Genomic DNA, 20,751 nt, shown 5'->3' with positions numbered 1-20,751 from the left:
GCCCTTTTAACGCTAAACACCCAATCAGGCGCTCAGCTTTACTGGTTTCTCATCGAAATCGCTGGCCGGGATCAGGTCCAGGTCCAGCTCCTTCAGCATGGCTTTCAGGCGGGTATGGAAATTCCGTAACGTCTCTTCCACGCGCGCCACATTCTCTTTGCCCTTGATCGTGGCTACCGACCAGTCGCCCTCTTTATCAAACAGACCGATGTGATAGACATAGGTAAAGTGATCAGCCTGCGCTTCCAGCTCCATCCACCAGCCCCAGAACTCACGTAGTTCAGGTGCCGGTTTCACATTGACACAGGCAGCCAGGCAGTCAAAAAAGAACCGGGTTTCGCCACATTTTCCCTCGCGAATATAAGGGCCCAGTTCCGTAAAGCGTTTAAGCAGGCGACTGCGGGGGTGACCACTTGGTAACGTCATGCTGATTCTCCGTAGATTTGACCGCTATACAGCCTTGTTTTTCCGGGCTATCTGGTTACGTCATGGCGTGGAACAGACAGCCCGGAACAATTTCGCTACTAGTTGTAGCAAACAGTGTAAATTTTGCCAGTTACCTTTTTAGACGCTTCTCCAGCCAGTCGCAAATTTCATTCAGCGCCCTGTCGAAACTGGCTATCATCGGCTTCACCGGAATCTGCAGCGCTTTGCCATCTGATGAGGAGTTCGCAATCAGCCTGCTCTCCTCTTCCGGGCTGAAGAGATCATTCTGCCAGTAGCCCGACAGCATCGGCGTCGGCGTGCGGCGGCCCAGCAATCCCTGGGTTTTCAGCGAATAGCGATTCAGTTCGGTGCGCAGCGCGCTGTCGGAGGCGGTGGCCATGCCAAGCCGGCTCGCCAGCATATCCATATACATATCCGGAATCGCATCCTGCAGTGATCGCTGCGTCAGCAGAGCATTTACAATCGGGCCCAGGCAGGCGACGCCGCGCAGCCGCTGCGGCTCCAGGTAAGCCAGCCGCACAGCCACGTTGGCGCCGAAGCGATAGCCAAACGCCGCCACCCGCTGGTGGTCAATCCACGGCACGTTTTGCAGATCGCGCAGAACCTGCTGATGGAGAAAACTGGTGTCCTGATTCAGCGTCCACTTCACCGAGTTGCCCACCGAAGGCATATCGATGGTCAGCATCGCGATACCGCGCGGTGCAAGGTAGTCGTGGAAAAGACGGTAGTGATCGCTCTGCAGGGAGTCGAGTGCGCCGCAGAACAGCACGGTGGGATAAGGCGCGTCCACCCCCGACGGCATGTGCAGAAAGCCGCTGACCGGGCTGCCATTCGGAATGGCAAACGTCAGGATTTTCAGTTCGCCGGGCAGCCGCTGCGTCGCCTCTTCATAGGCACGATTCGCCAGCGTCTGCGCCTGATCGGCCAGCTCATCCCCTTTAATATAAGGATAGGCGGCGACGCTGTAGAGATGTGCCGCATGCAGCCAGTTGTGCCCCGCCTCACTATCGTCACTGGCCTCCAGCGCCTTCTGCTGCCAGATCCCTGCCTGTCTGCACCATTCGAAAGGCCAGTTGCCGCCACGAAAACCGATCACCGTGTCGAGCAGTGCTTCATCGGTGTGTTCAGCCCGGCTGGTAGCGATACGCGCCAGCACTTCGCTGATCTCCTGCGGCGTCAGGCCGCGCCATGCCCACATCAGTTTGTTGAGCATGCGATACCAGCCACGCTGGCTGTCACCCTCCAGGGCGGTGTGGACATCCGGGGTAGCGTGATGCTGGCGGCGAACCAGGGAAGAGGTTTCAGGATGTTTGAAGCGCGGCCTGAACAGCTCCTCGCTGAGATTTTTGCTGGACATACTCACTTCTCCTGCATCAGAACGGCAATGGCTAAGTGTACTGTACGGCTATTCAGCGTGCGAGGCGCAGAAAGCACAACGCCCGGAAAACCGGGCGTTGTCTGATGTATATCAATCAGTTTTTAACAATCGGCGGGATGTAGACCACGCCCATATCCCACGGCTGCTCGATCCAGGTATCCTGCGGAATATCCACGATGTAATCGTCAACCAGTGCGCGTCCGGCCGGTTTAGCGAAAATAGTGCAGAAACGGGCTTTCGGGTACATCTCGCGGATCGCCTGCGCGGTGCCGCCGGTGTCCACAAGGTCATCAATCACGATAAACCCTTCGCCGTCGCCTTCTGCGCGCTTCAGCACTTTCATTTCGCGCTGATGATCGTGGTCATAGCTGGAGATGCAGACGGTATCAACGTAACGGATACCCAGTTCACGCGCCAGCAGCGAAGCCGGTACCAGACCGCCGCGGCTCACCGCGATAATGCCTTTCCACTGTTCAACAGGCAGAAGACGCTGGGCCAGTTTACGGGCATGAATCTGCAGCATGTCCCAGGTAACGACGTATTTTTCGCTCATAGAATAGAAATCCCAGCCAACCGAAGTGGCTTAAAAATGTGCAACGGGGAAAAGGTTGCGCGAGATTATAAGGAGTTGACGCACTAAAAACCAGCACCCGCGCGCTGGTTGCGGCTTTTTAGCGCGCCGGAGAGCGCACCCGGGGAAAAACAGTGATATTCTCGGGCCTGGCTCGTCAGATTTTCTGACGGCGATTTTTCACTGGAAACTCGCGATGTCCGGCCCCGCCGGTACACGGATACAGGAGACCTGTCGTGTCTGAATTGTCTCAACTCTCTCCACAGCCGCTGTGGGATATTTTCGCTAAGATCTGCTCTATTCCTCACCCTTCCTTTCACGAAGAAGCGCTGGCTAACTACATTATGGGCTGGGCGAAAGAGCAGGGCTTCTGGTGTGAGCGCGATCAGGTCGGCAACATCCTGATCCGCAAACCTGCTACTCCGGGCATGGAAAAGCGCACCCCGGTTGCGCTGCAGGCGCATCTGGATATGGTGCCGCAGAAAAATAACGATACCGTTCATGACTTCACTAAAGATCCGATTCAGCCCTGGATTGATGGCGAGTGGGTCAAAGCGCGCGGCACCACCCTGGGCGCGGACAACGGCATCGGCATGGCATCGGCGCTGGCGGTACTGGCAGACAGCAGCCTGACGCATGGCCCGCTGGAAGTGCTGCTGACCATGACCGAAGAAACCGGCATGGATGGCGCATTCGGTCTTCAGCCTGACTGGCTGCAGGCTGAAATCCTGATCAACACCGACTCAGAAGAGGAAGGTGAGATCTATATGGGCTGCGCGGGCGGTATCGACTTTGTCTCCTCCCTGCCGCTGAACCGTGAGGCCGTGCCTGCTGAGTTCCAGACCCTGAAGCTGACGCTGAAAGGATTGCGTGGCGGTCATTCGGGTGCCGATATTCACATGGGTCTTGGCAACGCCAACAAGCTGCTGGCGCGCTTCCTGGCAGCTCACGCGGCTGAACTGGATCTGCGTCTGCTGGCCTTTAATGGCGGTACGCTGCGCAACGCTATTCCGCGTGAAGCCTTTGCAACCGTGGCAGTCGAAAGCCATAAAGCGGATGCGCTGAAATCAGCAGCCGCACAGTTCCTGAGCGCCATTAAAAATGAGCACGGCATCAAAGAGCCGAACATCGCGCTGGTCAGTGAGCCGGTCGCGCATCAGGGTAATGCCCTGAACCGAGACAGCCGCGATCGCTTCCTGAACCTGCTGAACAGTACGCCAAATGGCGTAATTCGTAATTCAGACGTGGCAAAAGGCGTGGTCGAAACCTCACTGAATATCGGCGTGGTCACGATGGAAGATGACCACGCGGAGATCAACTGCCTGATTCGTTCGCTGATCGACACGGGCCGCGACTATGTGGTGCAGATGCTGACCTCGTTAGGCCAGCTGGCCGGTGCGCAGACCAAAGCAAAGGGCGGCTACCCAGGCTGGCAGCCGGATGCGGACTCCGCCATCATGGCGCTAACCCGCGAGACCTATATTGCCCTGTTCGACAAAACGCCGAACATTCAGGTGATCCATGCCGGTCTGGAGTGTGGTCTGTTCAAGAAGCCTTATCCGAATATGGATATGGTGTCGATTGGGCCGACCATTACCGGCCCACACTCGCCGGATGAGCAGGTTCACATCGAAAGCGTGGGCCTCTACTGGAAGCTGCTGACCACCCTGCTGAACGTGGTGCCGGAAAAGTAACCCTGCCATAAAAAACCAGGCTCTGGCCTGATGCCGGTCATCTGCGTGACCGGCACTTTTTCTGAACGGTGATGCTAAGCTGCTCACCCTGCTCGTGCCATGGTCCTCTTCCGTCACAGCCTGTTAATCCATTTTGTTTATGACTTCGCCTGGGATCTTTACATCATTAAGGCTGAATGAACCGGACCTGCAGAATAAACAGGCGCAAATCGCAAAGCGCTCATGCAATTAACGCTAAACTTCTACTGCATCTGACGCAGACATTTTTCTTTTCAGACTAACAAAAATATTAACTTATAATAAAAATAAAAGATGAATGTTATTCAGGTTCATTTATTTTATCTATTTTTAACATCTCTTCCCTCTTTGCATTATCTTGTGCATCCAGCTTACTGACGTATCATCTGCAGGTTCATCGTCGAGAATAAGAGGAAAAAATTACGACAATGCGATATGTGGCACATTCCGCCCTGTGATCAGGATGGTATATTTTTGCGGGAACGCTAACGGAAAAGAATACAAGGAGTGTATTATCATGGGCGCATTACAGTTTCCCTGCACAATATTTACCACCCGGAAGGTGATGGACGACTACAATGCTGATGATATGCGCTATGGCGACCTGACTGAGGCAGAGTTAAAATCCCGATACCAGCTGGATTACATTTCGGATCGGGTTGATCCCTGGAACCTGACTCTGCGTTCATCACTGGATCGCCCTCAATCCCTTTATTGCTGTAATCTGCGAGGTCAGGGACGAACGCTTTCCCGCCAGCAGTGTGCTGAAATGCTCTTTGATGAGTTTCGATCGTTATCCCGCATGTTTTCCCTGAGCGGCCCATATCGTCATCTGATTAAAAAAATGATCACGCACATGCAGAATAACAGCGGTAAGCCCTTCCGTGATATGGCGCTTGACAGGGCCTTAGAAAACCATATTGTCAGTGACGAAAGTGAAAATAGCACTCGCTTATTACTTAAAAAACATTTTATAAAAAGTATAGACTGGCAGAACAAAAGATACCCATTGGTAAGGGAAGATTTACGGCAAAGTATTATAAGGGGAAGGCTACCAAAGTTTGACAGGTTTCAGGATAATTATAACGGCATGGGGATTACCGTCCATGATATCTTCTCAGCGCATATCACCATAAAGTCAATGCATATTGATAACAATCATTACCGGGCAACAGTGCATTATAAAGTACAGGATCACTTTGGTCTCGATAGTACTGACATACTAAAAGAAAAATTCAGCCAGTTTCATTTTTTTCGCATCTGGTTTGTTCTTCAGAGAGGCATTCAATTTGGTTTTAAGCCGTTTATGACCAATATGGAAGCAACCATAGAAATAAACGGGAAACATAATGAAAAATAGTCTGAAAATAATCATTCTGATACTCTTTTTGTCTGCCTGCGTGGTGTTGGGCTATATACTCTGGCTTTCACTTCGTCCTGTTAAAATCGTCAGCGTTCATGGGACTGGAAATTTCAGTGACGTTTTAGTGCAGAGCTTTCCGATTACCGATCGTGCAAAGATTGACTGGTGGTTAAAAAATAAAGACGCCCTGAAACAAAAATATGACATTCCTAAACCAGCATCTTACGGTAATTATACGGTAAGTATCTGGCTGTTTGGCGAAGGTTACAAAGAAGACGATGGCTATGACCGACTCTGTTTTTCAGACATGGCGCCCCCCCTGAACTGCATCGAAAAGGACAGAGTTTTTATCATCAGCTACAGTAAAAACAGTGGCCTTACATTTACCGTTGAAGATGGTGAATACAGGATGAAAGATAGCGGTGAAATAATAAAGGAAAAGCGTTAAGCAAATGCCCGGACAGGATCGCAGACAGCCATTAAACTGGCTGTCTGCCAGCAATAACGTTCAATTTAACGTAGTTAAGTATAAAAAACAAAAAGCGTCCTGAGATAAACAGGTTTGCGCATCTGCACATCTGTTGCAGGGAGGCGCATCGCCCCTCCCCTTTCAACTCTCCCAATGTCTGGCCGTGAAAAGGCAGCTGAAAGGCTATAGTCTTCAACGCTACTGCATGCGGAGGCGATGATTTTCAGCGTTATGCCAGAATGCTTCCAGCGACAGAGTGGTCAGACTTTAGCCAGACCGCTCATATCCATACTTCCTACAGGGTCATTTTCCAGTTCATTGTAGCTATCACGCGCACTGGTACCCGGCCCTTAAGTCACCGATACCCAGCTCTGACCTGATTTCGTGGCCGTGAATTTTTCTCAGCATAATTCGCTACTTTTTCCGCCCTTCTCCCCGTTATTCCGCCACATTCCCGCGCTTCGCTGGTTATAGCCGCCATTATGTCCAGATGTCTGGATGGCTAATAAGATTTCGTGCTAGCTTATGCGCTTTCGGCTGTTGCTGACCTTTAACGTTCAGGAAAAAATGCGCCCAGTAAATCCAGAGGAGAGTAATGACATGCCAGGGTTAAACTGCCTTGAGATGCGTAACATCTCCATCGCTTTTGGCGGGTTTACCGCGCTATCGTCGGTGGATTTCCGCAGTGAAGGTCATTCAGTCCATGCCCTGACCGGCGCGAACGGCGCAGGGAAATCCACGCTGATGGCGATCCTGTCCGGCGCGCACAGCCACTACAGCGGCGAGATCCTGCTGGATGGCGAGCCGGTTTCTATCCGTTCGCCCCGTGAAGCTAAACAGCGGGGGATCCACCTGGTTCAGCAGGAAGTGGATGTGGCACTGGTGCCACAGCTCAGCGTGGCGGAAAACATTCTGCTGGATCGGCTGGCCGAACCTGGCCACCGCTATCACTGGGGAGAGATCCGCCGTCAGGCGCAGGCGCTGCTGGCGCAGCTCGACGTGACGCTGGACGTTAACCGGCTGGTCGGGCGCTGCACGCTGGCTGAAAAACAGCAAATCCTGCTGGCGCGGGCGCTTTCCCACCACTGCCGCTTCCTGATTCTGGATGAACCCACCGCCCCGCTGGATCAGCACGAGAGCGAACGGCTGTTTGCCGTGGTGCGTCGTCTGCAGCGCAGCGGCATCGGCGTGGTCTTTATCTCTCACCGCATCCATGAGCTGAAGGCGATCTGCGACCAGCTAACGGTGCTGCGTGATGGTCGCCTGGTGGAAACCGGTCCGATGGCCGCGCTCAGTGGTGAGCAGATCGTCGAAAAGATGCTGGGACATCAGCTCACCGATATCTTCCCGCCCCGCCGGCCACAAGAGGCGCAGCCGCTGCTGCTGGCGGTCGAAGGATTGCACGATGATCAGCTGCTGCAGGCTATCTCGCTGCGGCTGCACAAGGGCGAGATCCTCGGCATCGCGGGCCTGGCCGGTGCCGGTAAAACCGAACTCTGCAAGGCGCTGTTCGGCGCCAGTAAAAGCCGCATCAGTCGGGGTGAGCTGCATGGTGAGCCGTGGCAGCCCCGATCCCCGCACGACTCGGTCAGCCGTCGTATGGCGCTGGTGCCGGAGGAGCGACGTAAAGAGGGGATCTTCATTGATGAGTCAGTCGCGATGAACCTCAGCGTCAGCGCGGACGACAGTTTTTCACGCTGGAGCCTGTTTGGTCATCGCCAGGCGTGGCGCTGGGCGGAGGAGATTATTCGCCAGCTGCAGGTGCGTACCACCGGCCCGGCTCAGACCCTGCGCCGTCTTTCCGGCGGCAATCAGCAGAAGGTGGCGATTGGCAAATGGCTGCGCAATAACGCGGACGTGCTGATTTTTGACGAGCCGACCAAGGGCGTCGATATCAAAGCGAAAACCGAACTCTTCACCCTGATTGATAACCTGGCGCGGGAAGGCAAAGGCATTATCTACGCGTCGGGTGAATTTTCTGAACTGGTCGGCTTGTGCGACCGGATTTGCGTGCTCTGGGACGGACGTATTGTGGCTGAGCTGGCTGCACAGGACGTCACCGAAGAGACGCTTTTGCTCTATTCCACCGGAGGAACCCCTGCGTGAGCAGCAAAGAAACCCATCTGAATCTGACCGCCACGCCGTGGCGTCACCAGCTGTTCGACTTCCTTTATAAGTGGGGAATGTTGCTGACGGTGGTGATCCTGATCGCCGCCTTTGGCCTGGCTTCCGACAGCTTCCTGGAGCCGAATAACATCATCAATATCCTGCGCTCAATTGCCATCGTGACGGTGATCGCAATCGGCGTTTCGATCTCGCTGACCGTGGGCGGCTTTGATCTCTCAGTCGGCTCGACCGCCTCGCTGGCCAATGCGCTGGTGATCTCGCTTTTTGTCTGGTACGGCTTTGGTACCACCAGCGCGATCCTGATCACCCTGGCGCTCTGTACCCTGGTCGGGCTGTTCAATGCCTTTCTGATTGTGATCCTGCGTATCCCCGACATGCTGGCGACGCTGGCCACCCTGTTTGTCATTCAGGGTGTAGCGATGACCTACAGTTTTGGCGGTTCAATCACCGAGAACATGGTGCTGCCGAGCGGCGATATGGCTGAAGGCACCATTCCGGCAGCCTTTGGCCTGCTCGGTCAGGTGCCGACCATCGTGATCATTATGCTGGTGGTCACTGTCGCGGCGCAGCTGGCGCTGTCGCTGACCAAACATGGCCGCCGGATGTATGCGCTGGGTGGCAATCCGGAAGCGGCGCGCCTGTCGGGCATCCGCACCACCCGCTACCGGGTACTGGCGTATGTGATCGCCTCGCTGCTGGCGGGTCTGGGCGGCATCCTGCTCGCCTCACGCATCGGCTCTTCGCAGGTCAACGCCGGAAGCGGCTACCTGATGGATGCGGTCGCGGCGGCGTGGATCGGCTTCTCGCTGGCCGGTTCCGGCAAGCCGAATGCGCTCGGCACGCTGGTTGGCGCGGTGATCCTCGGCGTGCTGCAGAACGGGCTGGTGATGCTTTCCGTGCCCTACTATGCCATGGACATTATTAAAGGACTGGTGCTGGCCCTGGCGCTGGCGATCACCTATATCCAGCGCCGCTGAGGCGCGTTTACCGGAGTTAAGAACCATGCAAAAAATCACACTCTCGCTGCTGGCCCTGAGCCTGCTGAACGCCAGCGCCGCTTTTGCGGACACCGTGACGCCGGTGCCTGCGGCTATCGCCAGCCATAATGGCCCGATTCGTATCGCCGTGATCCGCAACCTCGGCTCCGATGACAATACCACTCAGTTTGTGGCCGGCGCGATCCAGCAGGGCCGCCAGCTGGGCTTTAAGGTCAGTACCTTCCTGAGCAACGGCGATGATGCGCGTTTCCAGGATTTCGTGAATCAGGCGATTAGCCAGAAGTATGACGGTATCGTGCTGTCACATGGTAAGGCGCCCTACGCCAGCGGTCTGGTGAAACGGATTGCCGACGCGGGCATTAAGCTGTCGGTGTTCGATACGCCGGTAGACAACCCGGTTCCGGGCGTCACCGTGACCGCCCAGGACGACGCCTCGCTGGCGCAGCTGTCGCTGGGCCAGCTCATCGGTGACTTCCACGGCAAGGCGAAGATCGTCAAACTGTGGGTCGCCGGCTTCCCGCCAATGGAACGCCGTCAGGTGGTGTATGAAAAACTGCTGAAAGAGAATCCGGGCATCCACCAGCTTGAGTCGATCGGTGCGGTTTCGACCGACGTTCAGGGTGACACGGCGAATAAGATCGGCGCGATTCTGGCGAAGTATCCGAAAGGTCAGATCGACGCTATCTGGGGGGCCTGGGATGCCTTCAGCCAGGGGGCGTATAAAGCGTTGCAGGAGAATGGCCGCACTGAGATCAAGCTCTACAGCATCGACGTCTCTAACCAGGATCTGCAGCTGATGCGCGAGAAAAACAGCCCATGGGTGCAGACGGTAGCGGTCGATCCAAAAACCATCGGTGCGGTCAACATGCGCCTGGTCGCGAAGAAGATTGCCGGTGAAGAGACGCCAGCGACATACCAGTTCAAAGCCGCGTCGATTTCGCAGCAGCAACTGAGCAGCCAGCCGGGCGCGGTGAATGTCGCGTCGCTGAACAAAATCATTCCGGGCTGGGGCAATAATCAGGACTTCGTCGCGCCGTGGTTTGCAACTCTGGCAGCGAAAAACAGCAAATAAAAGGGGACCGTTACAGCCCCAGTAACAGCTGACGCTCAAGCTGGGGATCGACCATCGTCACATGTAGCCCGACCAGCCGCACGCCACGCCCGGCACGACGCTCATCCCAGGCCTTGCGGGCGATGGCTATCATGTCCTCTTTATTCAGTACGGGCCAGATATGCTCCTGGGTCGTCTGCTGAAAGTCACTGAATTTCAGTTTGACGCCCTGACGCGCCACCTGCTTATCAGGTCGGATTTGCGTCAGACGGCGATCCAGCTCGGCATAAAGAAAATCGATAATCTCCAGGCAGGCCGGCCAGTCGCTGATATCCTCCGCCAGGGTCCGCTCAACGCCCAGTGATTTACGCTCGCGCTCCACGATCACGCCCCGCTCATCAATGCCGTGGCTGCGCTCCCACAGCACCCGGCCAAACTTACCAAAGCGTTTCAGCAGCAGCGCCAGATCCGCTTTCTGCACGTCACCGCAGGTCATCAGCCCCATCTCCTCCAGCTTTTTGGCAGACACTTTGCCGACGCCGGGAATCTTTACCAGCGGCAGGGTCAGCAGAAAATCCGCCATTTCAGGCGGCGTGATCACATACTGGCCGTCCGGCTTGTTGAGGTCTGAGGCGATCTTTGCCAGAAATTTAATCGGGGCGATTCCGGCTGAGGCGGTGAGTCCGGTTTCACGGAAAATGGTGGCGCGGATTGCCTGCGCCATCAGCGTTGCGGAGCCGTGACAGTGCGGGCTGTCGGTCACATCCAGATAGGCTTCATCCAGCGAAAGCGGTTCAATCAGCGGGGTATAGCGGGTAAAGATATCGCGGATCTGCGCAGAGGCTTCTTTATAGGCGTCAAAGCGGCCCGGCAGCAGACGCAGATGAGGGCAGAGTTTAAGCGCCATGCCGGTGGGCATCGCGCTGCGTACGCCAAATTTGCGGGCCGGATAGTTGGCGGTGCTGATTACGCCGCGGCGTTCGCGGCTGCCACCGATGGCGATCGGGATATCGCGCAGCTGGGGATTATCACGCATCTCCACCGCGGCATAGAAGCAGTCCATATCGACATGAATGATTTTACGCATACCCCCTCCGGCACTGGATAAGTATACAGTCGGCGGAACTAACTGCAATCTCTGTTACGTTAAGGATTAACGTTTACAAATTTCTGGCCGATTATCTGCCCGTAATTCGCGAATTTGGCGGGGAGCGTCTTGCTAAAAAAACAGACAATGTTTAATGTTGCGCTGCGGTAGCGGACAGTTCCGATAATGCAAGCAGAGACGCACAATTTGCGTCATGTTCTCTTCACCTCAAGGTACACACAGCATGGGCAAAATCGCACTCCTGTTTGCGATGATTTTACTGCCAGCCCTCAGCATGGCAATGACTCCCGAACCCGTTCAGACGGCGGCACCGGTCAGTAAAGAATTAAAGAAACAGTTACTTGGCACGCCGGTTTATATCCAGATCTTCAAGGAAGAACGCACACTCGAACTTTACGGCAAAATTGGTAACGAATACCGCCTGCTGGATACCTACCGCATCTGTAATTTTTCAGGTGGCCTCGGCCCGAAACGCCGCGAAGGTGATTTCAAAAGCCCGGAAGGTTTTTACAACGTGAAGCTGAATCAGCTGAAGCCGGACAGCCGCTTTTATCGCGCGATCAACATCGGCTTTCCCAATCAGTATGACCGGAATCAGGGCTACAGCGGCAACTACCTGATGATTCATGGCGACTGTAAGTCAATTGGCTGCTATGCCATGACCAACGCCTATATGGATGAGATTTTTACGTATGTGAATGCCGCGCTGCGTAACGGTCAGCAGGATATCAGCATCAGTATTTATCCGTTCCGGATGACTGACAGCAATATGCAGCGTCACCGCTACTCCACCTACGCCAGTTTCTGGCAGCAGCTGCAGCCGGGATACGCTTACTTTGCGAAGTATCACCAGCCGCCGGTAGTGAACGTCGCCAGCGGAAAATATGTGATGAACAGCAGCCCGGCACCGGTTTTAGCCAGTCCCGAAGCCGCTTCACGCTCATTCCTGGCGCTCTCCAAGACAGAATAAGGCCCATTCACCTGGCGCAATCCGCTGCCAGGTTTCATTGGCCGTCAGCGGCTGCGTCGCAATCACTGTCACCACGTCATGCGGCGTGGTGTGCTGCTGAAAATCGACCTCCACATCCTGATCCAGCAGCTGCGCCCGGCCAAAGGGTGCACGTCGGGTGATCCAGAAGAGGTTAGTCGAGCAAAAAGCCATCAGATAACGGCCATCTGACAGCAGCATGTTAAACACCCCTTTTTGCCGCAACGTTCCCGCCAGCTCCCCGATAAAACGAAACACTGCAGGCCAGTTGCCCGGCGTGCGCGGATAGCGCATGGCCAGCTGATGCAGGATCCAGCAGAATGCCTTTTCACTGTCCGTTTCGCCGACCGGCCGGAAAGTGCCGGTTTCCAGCTGGCGATAGCCTTTGAGCTGGCCGTTGTGCGCATAGGTCCAGTTGCGGCCCCACAGCTCGCGGGTAAACGGATGCGTATTCTCCAGCGATACCTGACCCCGGTTCGCCTGGCGGATGTGTGCCACCACCGAGTGCGATTTAATGGGGTACTCCTGCACCAGACGCGCAATCGGCGAGTTAAAGCTCGGCAGCGGATCTTTAAACGTACGGCAGCCTTTATCTTCATAGAAGGTAATGCCCCAGCCATCTTTGTGAGGCCCGGTTCCACCGCCACGCTGAACCAGTCCGGTAAAGCTGAAACAGATATCCGTGGGAACATTGGCGCTCATCCCGAGCAATTCGCACATAGCCACCGCCTTAGATTAAGCCGCCTCCCGTAAGCGGGAGGCCAGCGCAATTACTTCACCATCTCTTTTTCGATCAACAGCATCAGGATATGGATCACTTTAATGTGGATCTCCTGAATGCGATCGGCATAACCAAAGTGTGGCACCCGGATTTCAATGTCGGCACTGCCCGCCATCTTACCGCCATCTTTACCGGTCAGGGTGATCACTTTCATCCCCTGCGCACGCGCTGCCTCAATCGCCCTGATGATGTTGGCGGAGTTGCCAGAGGTGGAAAGGCCCAGCAGCACATCGCCTGGCCGCCCTACCGCTTCGACGTAGCGTGAAAAGACATAGTCGTAACCGAAATCATTACTGACGCATGAGAGATGGCTGACATCAGAAATGGCGATGGCCGGATAACCAGGACGGTTTTCACGGTAACGGCCGGTCAGCTCTTCAGCGAAATGCATCGCATCGCAATGTGAGCCGCCATTACCGCAGGAAAGCACCTTGCCGCCTGCTTTGAAGCTGTCAGCCAGCAGCACCGCAGCACGCTGGATCGCATGGATATTGGCATCGTCACTGAGGAATTTGTTCAGCGTATCAGCAGCTTCATTAAGCTCAGCGCGGATGATGTCCTGGTACATAGGGGTGTCCTTTTGTAGGAGAGGTTAATCGCAGCAAGTTTAACGGAATGGTCCGTCAGCGCAAAGCGTCATGCCTGGCCGTGGCGGCGATTCTGACCGCAGCCGCTGATGAAAAAACGCACAGAGCAAGGATTTTGTGAGGCAGGTTGTAATTGCGATGTAAACAAATTGATAAATAGCGCCATCTGCTTTAAACCTCTCTTTATAACAGGTCAGACCTCTTACTACTTGGAGCGGTTCACTATGATGGTTGTTTCGATACTTGCTACGGTGGCGCTGATTGGCGCCCTGTTCTATCACCGCCTGTCGTTACGGCTCAGCAGCGCGATCCTGCTGCTCTGGACCGCCGCAATGGCTGTCGCTCACCTCTGGACGCCATGGCTGCTGCTGCCGCTGGCGATCATTCTGCTGCCGTTTAACCTGCCGTCACTGCGTCGCAGCCTGTTTTCAGCGCCGATCTTCCAGCGTTTCCAAAAGGTGATGCCACCCATGTCGCGCACCGAGAAAGAGGCGATCGATGCGGGCACCACCTGGTGGGAAGGCGATCTGTTCCAGGGCAAACCGGACTGGCAGAAGCTGCACAATTATCCGCAGCCGCGTCTGACCGCTGAGGAGCAGGCGTTTCTCGACGGCCCGGTTGAGGAAGCGTGCCGCATGGCCAACGATTTCCAGATCACCCATGAGCTGGCCGATATGCCGCCGGAACTCTGGGCCTATCTGAAAGAGCATCGTTTCTTCGCGATGATCATCAAGAAAGAGTATGGCGGACTCGATTTCTCCGCCTATGCGCAGGCCTGCGTGCTGCAAAAACTGGCGGGGGTGTCCGGCATTCTGGCGATCACCGTGGGCGTACCTAACTCACTCGGCCCGGGCGAACTGCTGCAGCATTACGGCACTGAAGAGCAGAAAAATCACTACTTACCGCGCCTGGCGCGCGGCGATGAGATCCCCTGTTTTGCGCTGACCAGCCCGGAAGCGGGTTCAGATGCCGGGGCAATCCCTGATACCGGCGTGGTCTGCATGGGTGAATGGCAGGGTAAACAGGTGCTGGGTATGCGCCTGACCTGGAACAAACGCTATATTACGCTGGCACCGATCGCGACCGTACTGGGCCTGGCCTTCAAACTCTCTGATCCGGAACATCTGCTCAGCGACAACGAAAATCCGGGCATTACCTGTGCGCTGATCCCGACGAATACGCCGGGCGTGGAGATTGGTCATCGCCACTTTCCACTGAACGTACCTTTCCAGAACGGTCCGACGCGCGGCAAAGATATCTTTGTGCCGATTGACTATATTATCGGTGGACCGGAAATGGCCGGTCAGGGCTGGCGGATGCTGGTGGAGTGTCTGTCGGTGGGTCGCGGCATTACACTGCCGTCAAACTCAACCGGCAGCCTGAAAACGGTGGCGCTGGCAACCGGGGCCTATGCTCACATCCGCCGTCAGTTCCGTCTTTCTATCGGCAAGATGGAAGGAATCGAGGAGCCGCTGGCGCGCATCGCCGGAAACGCTTATGTGATGGACGCCGCGGCCACGCTGATTACCGCCGGGATTATGCAGGGTGAAAAACCGGCGGTGCTGTCGGCGATTGTGAAATATCACTGCACCCATCGCGGTCAGCGCGCCATTATCGACGCCATGGATATTGCCGGGGGCAAAGGCATCATGCTTGGCAACAGCAACTTCCTGGCTCGCGCCTATCAGGGTGCGCCTATCGCTATCACGGTGGAAGGCGCAAATATTCTGACCCGCAGCATGATCATCTTCGGTCAGGGTGCTATCCGCTGTCACCCCTATGTTCTGCAGGAGATGGCGGCGGCCGCCAGCAATGACGTTAACGCCTTTGATCGGGCGCTGTTCAGTCATATCGGCCATGTTGGCAGCAGCGCCATGCGCAGTCTGTGGCTGGGGATCACCGCCGGCCGGACCAGCGCCAGCCCGACCCGCGACAGCACCCGCCGTTACTATCAGCACCTGAACCGCATCAGCGCGAACCTGGCGTTGCTCTCTGATGTATCAATGGCCGTGCTGGGCGGCAGCCTTAAGCGGCGTGAGCGTATCTCGGCGCGTCTGGGTGATGTGCTGAGTCAGCTCTATCTCGCTTCAGCGACCCTGAAACGCTATGACGATGAGGGCCGTCACGAAGCCGATCTGCCGCTGGTGCACTGGGGCGTACAGGATGCGCTGCATCAGGCTGAAGAGGCGATGGACGATCTGCTGCGTAACTTCCCGAACCGACTGGTGGCAGGCGCGCTGCGGATGACCCTGTTCGCGGGCGGACACCACTGCCCTGCGCCGTCTGACCGTCTGGATCATCAGCTGGCGAAAATGCTGCAGCAGCCCTCCGCGACCCGCAGCCGCCTGGGCCGTGGCATGTACCTGACGCCGGGTGAAAATAACCCTGCCGGTCAGCTGGAACAGGCGCTGCAGGATGTGATGGCCGCCGAGGTGATTCATGACCGGCTGTGCAAACAGACGAAACAGCATCTCTCCTTTACCCGGCTGGATGCGCTGGCGAAACGCGGGCTGGAGCAGGGCTGGATCGATGCGCAGGAGGCTGAGATTCTGCAGCGTGCCGAAGTGAGCCGTCTGCGGTCGATCAACGTCGATGAGTTTGAGCCGGACGCACTGGCGGTGCCGGTGCCGGAGAAAGCGCCTCAGCCTGCCTCACGGACCAGCGAGGCGGCGTAGCTTCCGGAGCCGATGTGATGTCGGCTCCGGGTACTGAACGTAAAGCGATGAGCGTTTTGCTTTACCCGAAAGCCGACATCCTGTCGGCTTTTTTTATCCCGCCTGACGGATGCGGGCAATCAGCGCATCCGCATCGTCTACATGATCCGCCGCCAGAATCAGCGTGCGGCCCAGGTTAATCGCATTGCGGATGCAGTCAGTACGCATCGCCGGATCGGCGATCAGCTTCATATCCGCAACGTGTGACATCCCCACCGTGCGGCGAATCAGTTCAGTTCCGCAGTAACCTATCGTGTCGGTCCACACTTTTCGCAGAAACGCTTCCGCGTAGCCCGGGTAAGCCAGTGCCTGATCGCGGGTTTTCTCTGCCGCCAGCGCAAGGAAACGTGAGGCAAACGTCGTCCAGAGGGTGTGTATATCGCTGAGGCGCTGTTCGCGTGCATCGGCCGCCTCGCGCGGCGCCAGCAGCCCCGGCAGGCCGCAGTAGTTAATCAGCAGGTTTCCGATAGCGGTGCCGACATCAAAACCGATGGGGCCAAAATAGCCAAATTCCGCATCAATCGCCTTGAGGCTGCCATCCGCTACAAAAATCGAGCCGCTGTGGATATCCCCGTGCAACAGCGCTTCGGCGTGCGCAAAGAAGCGATGTTTCAGACCGCCCACGGCAATGCGCAGTGCATCGTCGGTGCGCAGAGTGGCCACCAGCGATTCCAGCGCGGCGGGATAACTGTTGCGCTCATGGTTGGTGTAGGGATCGTTAAAGAAAAGATCCTCGGTGATTTCGCACATTTCCGGATTGATGAAACGCGCTACTTCCGCTTTTTTCTGGTGCGGATGCAGAACGAAATCGGAGGTATGGAACAGAGTGTCTGCCAGATAAACGCCTAACTGTCGGGCCGCTTCCGGGTAGTGAGCGCCCTTCACCAGTTCACCGCGCCAGATGCGATGGCTGGAGAGATCCTCCATCACCATCACCGCCAGGTCCGCATCGTAATGCGTAATCTGCACCGTGTGCTGCGGGCAATGTTTGTAGTGCTCGACCAGCGTCTGAGCTTCGAGCCGGGCCCGATCCAGCGTCAGCGGCCATGACTCGCCAACGCAGCGCACATAGGGTAACGCCTGCTTGACCACCACCCGGCTGATGCCCTGATCGTCATAGATCTTAAACACCAGATTGAGGTTGCCATCACCAATCTCTTCTGCCCGGCTCAGTGCAGCAGGATTGTCCACACCGCTAAATTGCCGGGCATAGTCCACAGCATCAGCAGCAGTAAAGGTATGGTATTGCGACATTGCCTGTTCCTCATCAGTCGAAGGGGGATGACCGGGTATAATAAGCCGTTCAGACGTCTATACATCCGTTCAGCATGTTGGCACAATACCTCTCATTAACGCAACATGGATTTCACCCACAATGCAGACACTTAAAACTACCAGTTTACAGGTTCGTGACAATCAGCTCTGGATCCTTGACCAGCAGGCGCTGCCGCAGCAAAAAAACTGGCTGCCCGCGCACAGTGTGCCGCAGTTGATTGAACATATTCATGCGTTGCGGGTGCGTGGTGCGCCGCTGATCGGCCTTTCCGCCTCGCTGCTGCTGGCGCTGCTGGCTGGCCAGGGTTCGGCACGCACTGAACTGACGCAGGCGCTGGAGACGTTGCGCGCTGCCCGCCCTACCGCAGTCAATCTGATGAACAATCTGGATCGGATGAAAGTGGCGCTGGCGCAGCCGGATTTTGCGTCCGCGCTGGCGAATGAGGCCTGGCGGCTGGTACAGGAAGATAAACAGCTGTGTGACGCCATCGCTGAGGCGGGCTGTACGCTGGTGAAACCCGACAGCCAGCTCCTGACCCACTGTAATACCGGCGGACTGGCCACGGCAGGTGTCGGCACCGCACTGGGCGTCATCGCACGGGCGCATCAGCAGGGTCGGGTGAAAAATGTCTGGGTGGATGAGACCCGCCCGCTGCTTCAGGGAGGACGGCTGACGGCCTGGGAGCTGGGTGAACTGGAGGTGCCCTACACCCTGATTGCCGACGCCATGGCCGCCAGCCTGATGGCACGCGGCGAGGTGGATGCGGTCTGGGTCGGCGCGGACCGCATTGCCGCCAATGGCGATGTAGCGAACAAAATCGGCACCTACAGCCTAGCGGTACTGGCCCACTATCATCAGATTCCGTTCTACGTCGCGGCTCCGCATACCACGCTGGATCGCCACTGTCCTGATGGCGTGGCGATTCCGATCGAGCAGCGTGCTGCCAGCGAAGTCACAGGCGTTGCCGGCAGCTTTGGCAGCGTTCAGTGGGCACCTGAGGCGGCGAAGGTCTTTAATCCGGCGTTCGATGTCACGCCTGCCGCCCTGATCAGCGGCTGGATACTGGACACCGGCGTGGTGACACCCGATCAGGTGCGGGACGGCTTCTTTCAGCCACGTTAAAGCTCTCTGAGGCGCGGGCCAGGCTGCCCGACGCCTCAATCGCAGGCTGATCGGTTACGCCAGACGCGGATAGGCATCCGCGATCCTGTCGCCGGTAAAGTTCGCTACCCAGCCTTCCTGATTATCGAAAATACGGATCGCGGTGAAGTGCGGTGACGACCCCATGTCAAACCAGTGGGGCGTGCCCGCTGGCACCGAGATCAGATCGTTCTTTTCACACAGGATCTGCAGGATCTCGCCATCCAGATGCAGACAGAAGAGTCCGGCCCCCTCGACAAAGAAGCGTACCTCATCTTCGCCGTGCGTATGCTCGTTGAGAAATTTCTCGCGCAGCACGGTTTTCTGCGGATTGTCGGCGCGCATGCTGATGACATCCCAGCTTTGATAGCCCTTCTCTGCCACCAGCCGATCGATGGCGTGCTGATAAGCCCTGATAACGGTGTCGGCGTCCGGGTTATCACCCAGATCACGATCTGCTTCCCAGCGTTCAAAACGAACGCCTTTGGTGTTCAGGCGATCGCGAATCGCCTCTGCATCGGTACTGTGCCACACTGGCTGCGCGGCATCACGATCGGTAAAAATAGTCAGTGCACTCATCCTGAATCGACTCCGGGTTAATCTGGGAAAAATCAGTGACCTGACGATGGCGGCTTTCTGGATCCACCTCGCCACGCAGGAGTTGCCGCGTCTGCCAGCCCGCCTCTGCGGCCGCATCCAGCTCCTGATGAATATCGGAGAGAAACAGCAGCTGCTCCGCTGGCCGGCCAATCTCAGCGGCAATCGCACGATAGGCGGCGACCTCACGCTTGGCCCCGACGTGCGTGTCAAAATAGCCGCTGAACAGGCCAGTAATATCACCTTCGTCGCTGTAGCCAAATAACAATTTCTGCGCCGCCACCGAGCCGGAGGAATATACATAGAGTTCAATGCCCTGCGCCTTCCAGCCGCGCAGCGCAGGCACGACGTCAGGATAGAGATGACCGGTAAAACGGCCGTTAAGATAGCCGTCGCGCCAGATCATACCCTGCAGAGCTTTCAGGCCGGTAGATTTGCGATCCTGATCCATGAAATCCAGCAGGATCGCCGTCACCGCCGCCAGATCGGCCGCTGGCTGATCGGCTTCATCACGCACCGACTGCAGTGCCGCAGCAACCTCAGGCTGATCGGCATGGTCGCGCACGAACGCGGGCAGATGCTGACGCGCAAAGGGGAACAGGATGTTATGTACAAAGCGGATATCGCTGGTGGTGCCTTCAATATCGGTGACAATAGCGTGAATCATGCTCTCTCCAGCAGGCGACGTTGACGTTCGCATTCAAATAAAAATTCCAGACCTTCCAGATGACGGCGTGCTTCGCTGACGTCCCGGCCCCAGCAGGTTAAGCCGTGGCCGCGCAGCAGAAAGCCATAGCGCAGCGGAAACCGGGCGGCATAATCCTCAATGTCGGACGCCAGCGCCACGATATCCTGACTGTTGTCGAACACCGGGATCGCCACGGTATCCAGATGCGTCTGCTGTCCGCTTAACGATTTTTGCATCTCATAGCCATGCAGCAACAGCGCCGCCCCCTGCTCCACCTGTGACAGCACGGTCGAATTGACCGTGTGGGTGTGCAGCACCGCGCCCGCCTCGGGAAAGAGGCGATAGATCATCGTGTGCAGGCCGGTTTCGGCTGACGGCTTACGGCCCGACAGTGACTGGCTGGTGGCGATATCGACCTCGATGAAATCATCCCGCGTCAGCGTGCCTTTGTCTTTGCCCGATTCACTCAGCAGGCAGACATGCGCATCGCGACGCACGGACATATTCCCGCCGGTGGCCGGCGCCCAGCCTTTCGCCCCAATCCAGTGACAGGCAGCAACCAGCTGATCTAACGGAAGAGTCTGCGACATAATGTTTCCTTGCGGTGAAATGTAATACCGGGTGACGTAACTAAGGGTAAAAGCGAAAAAAGTACCCACCGTTGTGGTCAGGTTTTTAGCCTGAGCATCCCGCTTTCAACTCATCTTCTCCGGGTCCTGTCAGATGATCCGCATCTCAGCAAGGCGGCAAGTGTGC

Annotated in this window: 19 protein-coding genes; 9 read left to right on the top strand and 10 right to left on the bottom strand. The window is 56.5% G+C overall.

The genetic code is table 11. The annotated features are described in order from the left end of the window. Positions 1 to 24: 24 nt before the first annotated feature. The 3 genes from crl to gpt form a co-directional block, all read right to left on the bottom strand. A complete protein-coding gene (gene crl, locus ACLHDD_RS01170; protein ID WP_427102599.1) occupies positions 25 to 426 on the bottom strand; it encodes a sigma factor-binding protein Crl in 402 nt (133 codons plus the stop codon). 130 nt (positions 427 to 556) lie between these two features. Then, positions 557 to 1,804 (bottom strand): esterase FrsA, encoded by a 1,248-nt coding sequence (frsA, locus tag ACLHDD_RS01165; RefSeq protein WP_427102598.1) that lies wholly within the window; start codon positions 1,802 to 1,804, stop codon positions 557 to 559. Between the two features lie 115 nt (positions 1,805 to 1,919). Further along, on the bottom strand, positions 1,920 to 2,378 hold the full coding sequence (gpt, locus tag ACLHDD_RS01160; RefSeq protein WP_111142236.1) for a xanthine phosphoribosyltransferase: 459 nt from the start codon (positions 2,376 to 2,378) through the stop codon (positions 1,920 to 1,922). A gap of 254 nt (positions 2,379 to 2,632) precedes the next feature. On the opposite strand from gpt, the gene pepD reads away from it, so the two are divergent. The 6 genes from pepD (at position 2,633) to ACLHDD_RS01130 (ending at position 10,137) form a co-directional block, all read left to right on the top strand. Next, a complete protein-coding gene (gene pepD / locus ACLHDD_RS01155) occupies positions 2,633 to 4,090 on the top strand; it encodes a beta-Ala-His dipeptidase (protein ID WP_427102597.1) in 1,458 nt (485 codons plus the stop codon). Between the two features lie 535 nt (positions 4,091 to 4,625). Then, complete coding sequence (locus tag ACLHDD_RS01150) at positions 4,626 to 5,468, top strand: YPO3983 family protein (protein WP_427102596.1); 843 nt, start codon at positions 4,626 to 4,628, stop codon at positions 5,466 to 5,468. Further along, positions 5,458 to 5,919 carry a DUF943 family protein gene (locus tag ACLHDD_RS01145; RefSeq protein ID WP_427102595.1) on the top strand — a complete coding sequence of 154 codons (462 nt, stop codon included), beginning with the start codon at positions 5,458 to 5,460 and terminating at the stop codon, positions 5,917 to 5,919. The genes ACLHDD_RS01150 and ACLHDD_RS01145 overlap by 11 nt, the downstream gene beginning before the upstream one ends. 621 nt (positions 5,920 to 6,540) lie before the next feature. After that, the gene (locus ACLHDD_RS01140) at positions 6,541 to 8,046 is read left to right on the top strand and encodes a sugar ABC transporter ATP-binding protein (RefSeq protein WP_427102594.1); all 1,506 of its coding nucleotides are present in this window, start codon (positions 6,541 to 6,543) and stop codon (positions 8,044 to 8,046) included. Continuing rightward, positions 8,043 to 9,044 (top strand): ABC transporter permease, encoded by a 1,002-nt coding sequence (locus ACLHDD_RS01135; protein WP_128086047.1) that lies wholly within the window; start codon positions 8,043 to 8,045, stop codon positions 9,042 to 9,044. The genes ACLHDD_RS01140 and ACLHDD_RS01135 overlap by 4 nt, the downstream gene beginning before the upstream one ends. Before the next feature lie 25 nt (positions 9,045 to 9,069). After that, positions 9,070 to 10,137, top strand: coding sequence for a sugar ABC transporter substrate-binding protein (locus ACLHDD_RS01130; RefSeq protein WP_427102593.1), 1,068 nt, complete (start codon positions 9,070 to 9,072; stop codon positions 10,135 to 10,137). 10 nt (positions 10,138 to 10,147) lie between these two features. Here ACLHDD_RS01130 and dinB read toward each other — a convergent pair whose 3' ends face one another. Beyond that, complete coding sequence (gene dinB / locus ACLHDD_RS01125; RefSeq protein WP_427102592.1) at positions 10,148 to 11,203, bottom strand: DNA polymerase IV; 1,056 nt, start codon at positions 11,201 to 11,203, stop codon at positions 10,148 to 10,150. A gap of 244 nt (positions 11,204 to 11,447) precedes the next feature. Between dinB and dpaA the strand changes: the two genes are divergently transcribed. Further along, positions 11,448 to 12,194 carry a peptidoglycan meso-diaminopimelic acid protein amidase gene (dpaA, locus tag ACLHDD_RS01120; protein WP_313654237.1) on the top strand — a complete coding sequence of 249 codons (747 nt, stop codon included), beginning with the start codon at positions 11,448 to 11,450 and terminating at the stop codon, positions 12,192 to 12,194. On the opposite strand, the gene ACLHDD_RS01115 is transcribed toward dpaA, so the two are convergent. Next, entirely contained in the window at positions 12,165 to 12,932 is a 768-nt protein-coding gene (locus tag ACLHDD_RS01115; RefSeq protein WP_427102591.1) for a class II glutamine amidotransferase, read from the bottom strand. The genes dpaA and ACLHDD_RS01115 overlap by 30 nt on opposite strands. Before the next feature lie 50 nt (positions 12,933 to 12,982). Continuing rightward, positions 12,983 to 13,561, bottom strand: coding sequence for a D-sedoheptulose 7-phosphate isomerase (lpcA, locus tag ACLHDD_RS01110; RefSeq protein WP_427102590.1), 579 nt, complete (start codon positions 13,559 to 13,561; stop codon positions 12,983 to 12,985). Between the two features lie 243 nt (positions 13,562 to 13,804). Here lpcA and fadE point away from each other — a divergent pair, with 243 nt between their 5' ends. Further along, positions 13,805 to 16,255 carry an acyl-CoA dehydrogenase FadE gene (fadE, locus tag ACLHDD_RS01105; protein ID WP_427102589.1) on the top strand — a complete coding sequence of 817 codons (2,451 nt, stop codon included), beginning with the start codon at positions 13,805 to 13,807 and terminating at the stop codon, positions 16,253 to 16,255. A gap of 93 nt (positions 16,256 to 16,348) precedes the next feature. Here the strand turns inward: fadE and mtnK are convergent, their stop codons facing one another. Further along, positions 16,349 to 17,548, bottom strand: coding sequence for an S-methyl-5-thioribose kinase (gene mtnK / locus ACLHDD_RS01100; protein WP_427102588.1), 1,200 nt, complete (start codon positions 17,546 to 17,548; stop codon positions 16,349 to 16,351). A 121-nt stretch (positions 17,549 to 17,669) separates the two neighbouring features. Between mtnK and mtnA the strand changes: the two genes are divergently transcribed. After that, a complete protein-coding gene (mtnA, locus tag ACLHDD_RS01095) occupies positions 17,670 to 18,692 on the top strand; it encodes an S-methyl-5-thioribose-1-phosphate isomerase (RefSeq protein WP_427102587.1) in 1,023 nt (340 codons plus the stop codon). A gap of 54 nt (positions 18,693 to 18,746) precedes the next feature. Here the strand turns inward: mtnA and ACLHDD_RS01090 are convergent, their stop codons facing one another. From ACLHDD_RS01090 to ACLHDD_RS01080, 3 genes are read right to left on the bottom strand one after another with little or no spacing between them, the layout of a single operon-like run. Then, positions 18,747 to 19,289: a 1,2-dihydroxy-3-keto-5-methylthiopentene dioxygenase gene (locus tag ACLHDD_RS01090; protein WP_427102586.1), complete on the bottom strand. Its 543-nt coding sequence runs from the start codon at positions 19,287 to 19,289 to the stop codon at positions 18,747 to 18,749. Next, a complete protein-coding gene (gene mtnC, locus ACLHDD_RS01085; RefSeq protein WP_427102585.1) occupies positions 19,258 to 19,974 on the bottom strand; it encodes an acireductone synthase in 717 nt (238 codons plus the stop codon). The genes ACLHDD_RS01090 and mtnC overlap by 32 nt, the downstream gene beginning before the upstream one ends. Next, positions 19,971 to 20,585 carry a methylthioribulose 1-phosphate dehydratase gene (locus ACLHDD_RS01080; RefSeq protein ID WP_427102584.1) on the bottom strand — a complete coding sequence of 205 codons (615 nt, stop codon included), beginning with the start codon at positions 20,583 to 20,585 and terminating at the stop codon, positions 19,971 to 19,973. Before ACLHDD_RS01080 ends, mtnC begins: the two co-directional genes overlap by 4 nt. Between the last annotated feature and the right edge of the window lie 166 nt (positions 20,586 to 20,751).

This window comes from Pantoea sp. NSTU24, assembly GCF_050157905.1.
In the GTDB taxonomy this organism is placed as follows: domain Bacteria; phylum Pseudomonadota; class Gammaproteobacteria; order Enterobacterales; family Enterobacteriaceae; genus Pantoea.
This window is presented reverse-complemented; position numbering and strand designations above follow the sequence as displayed.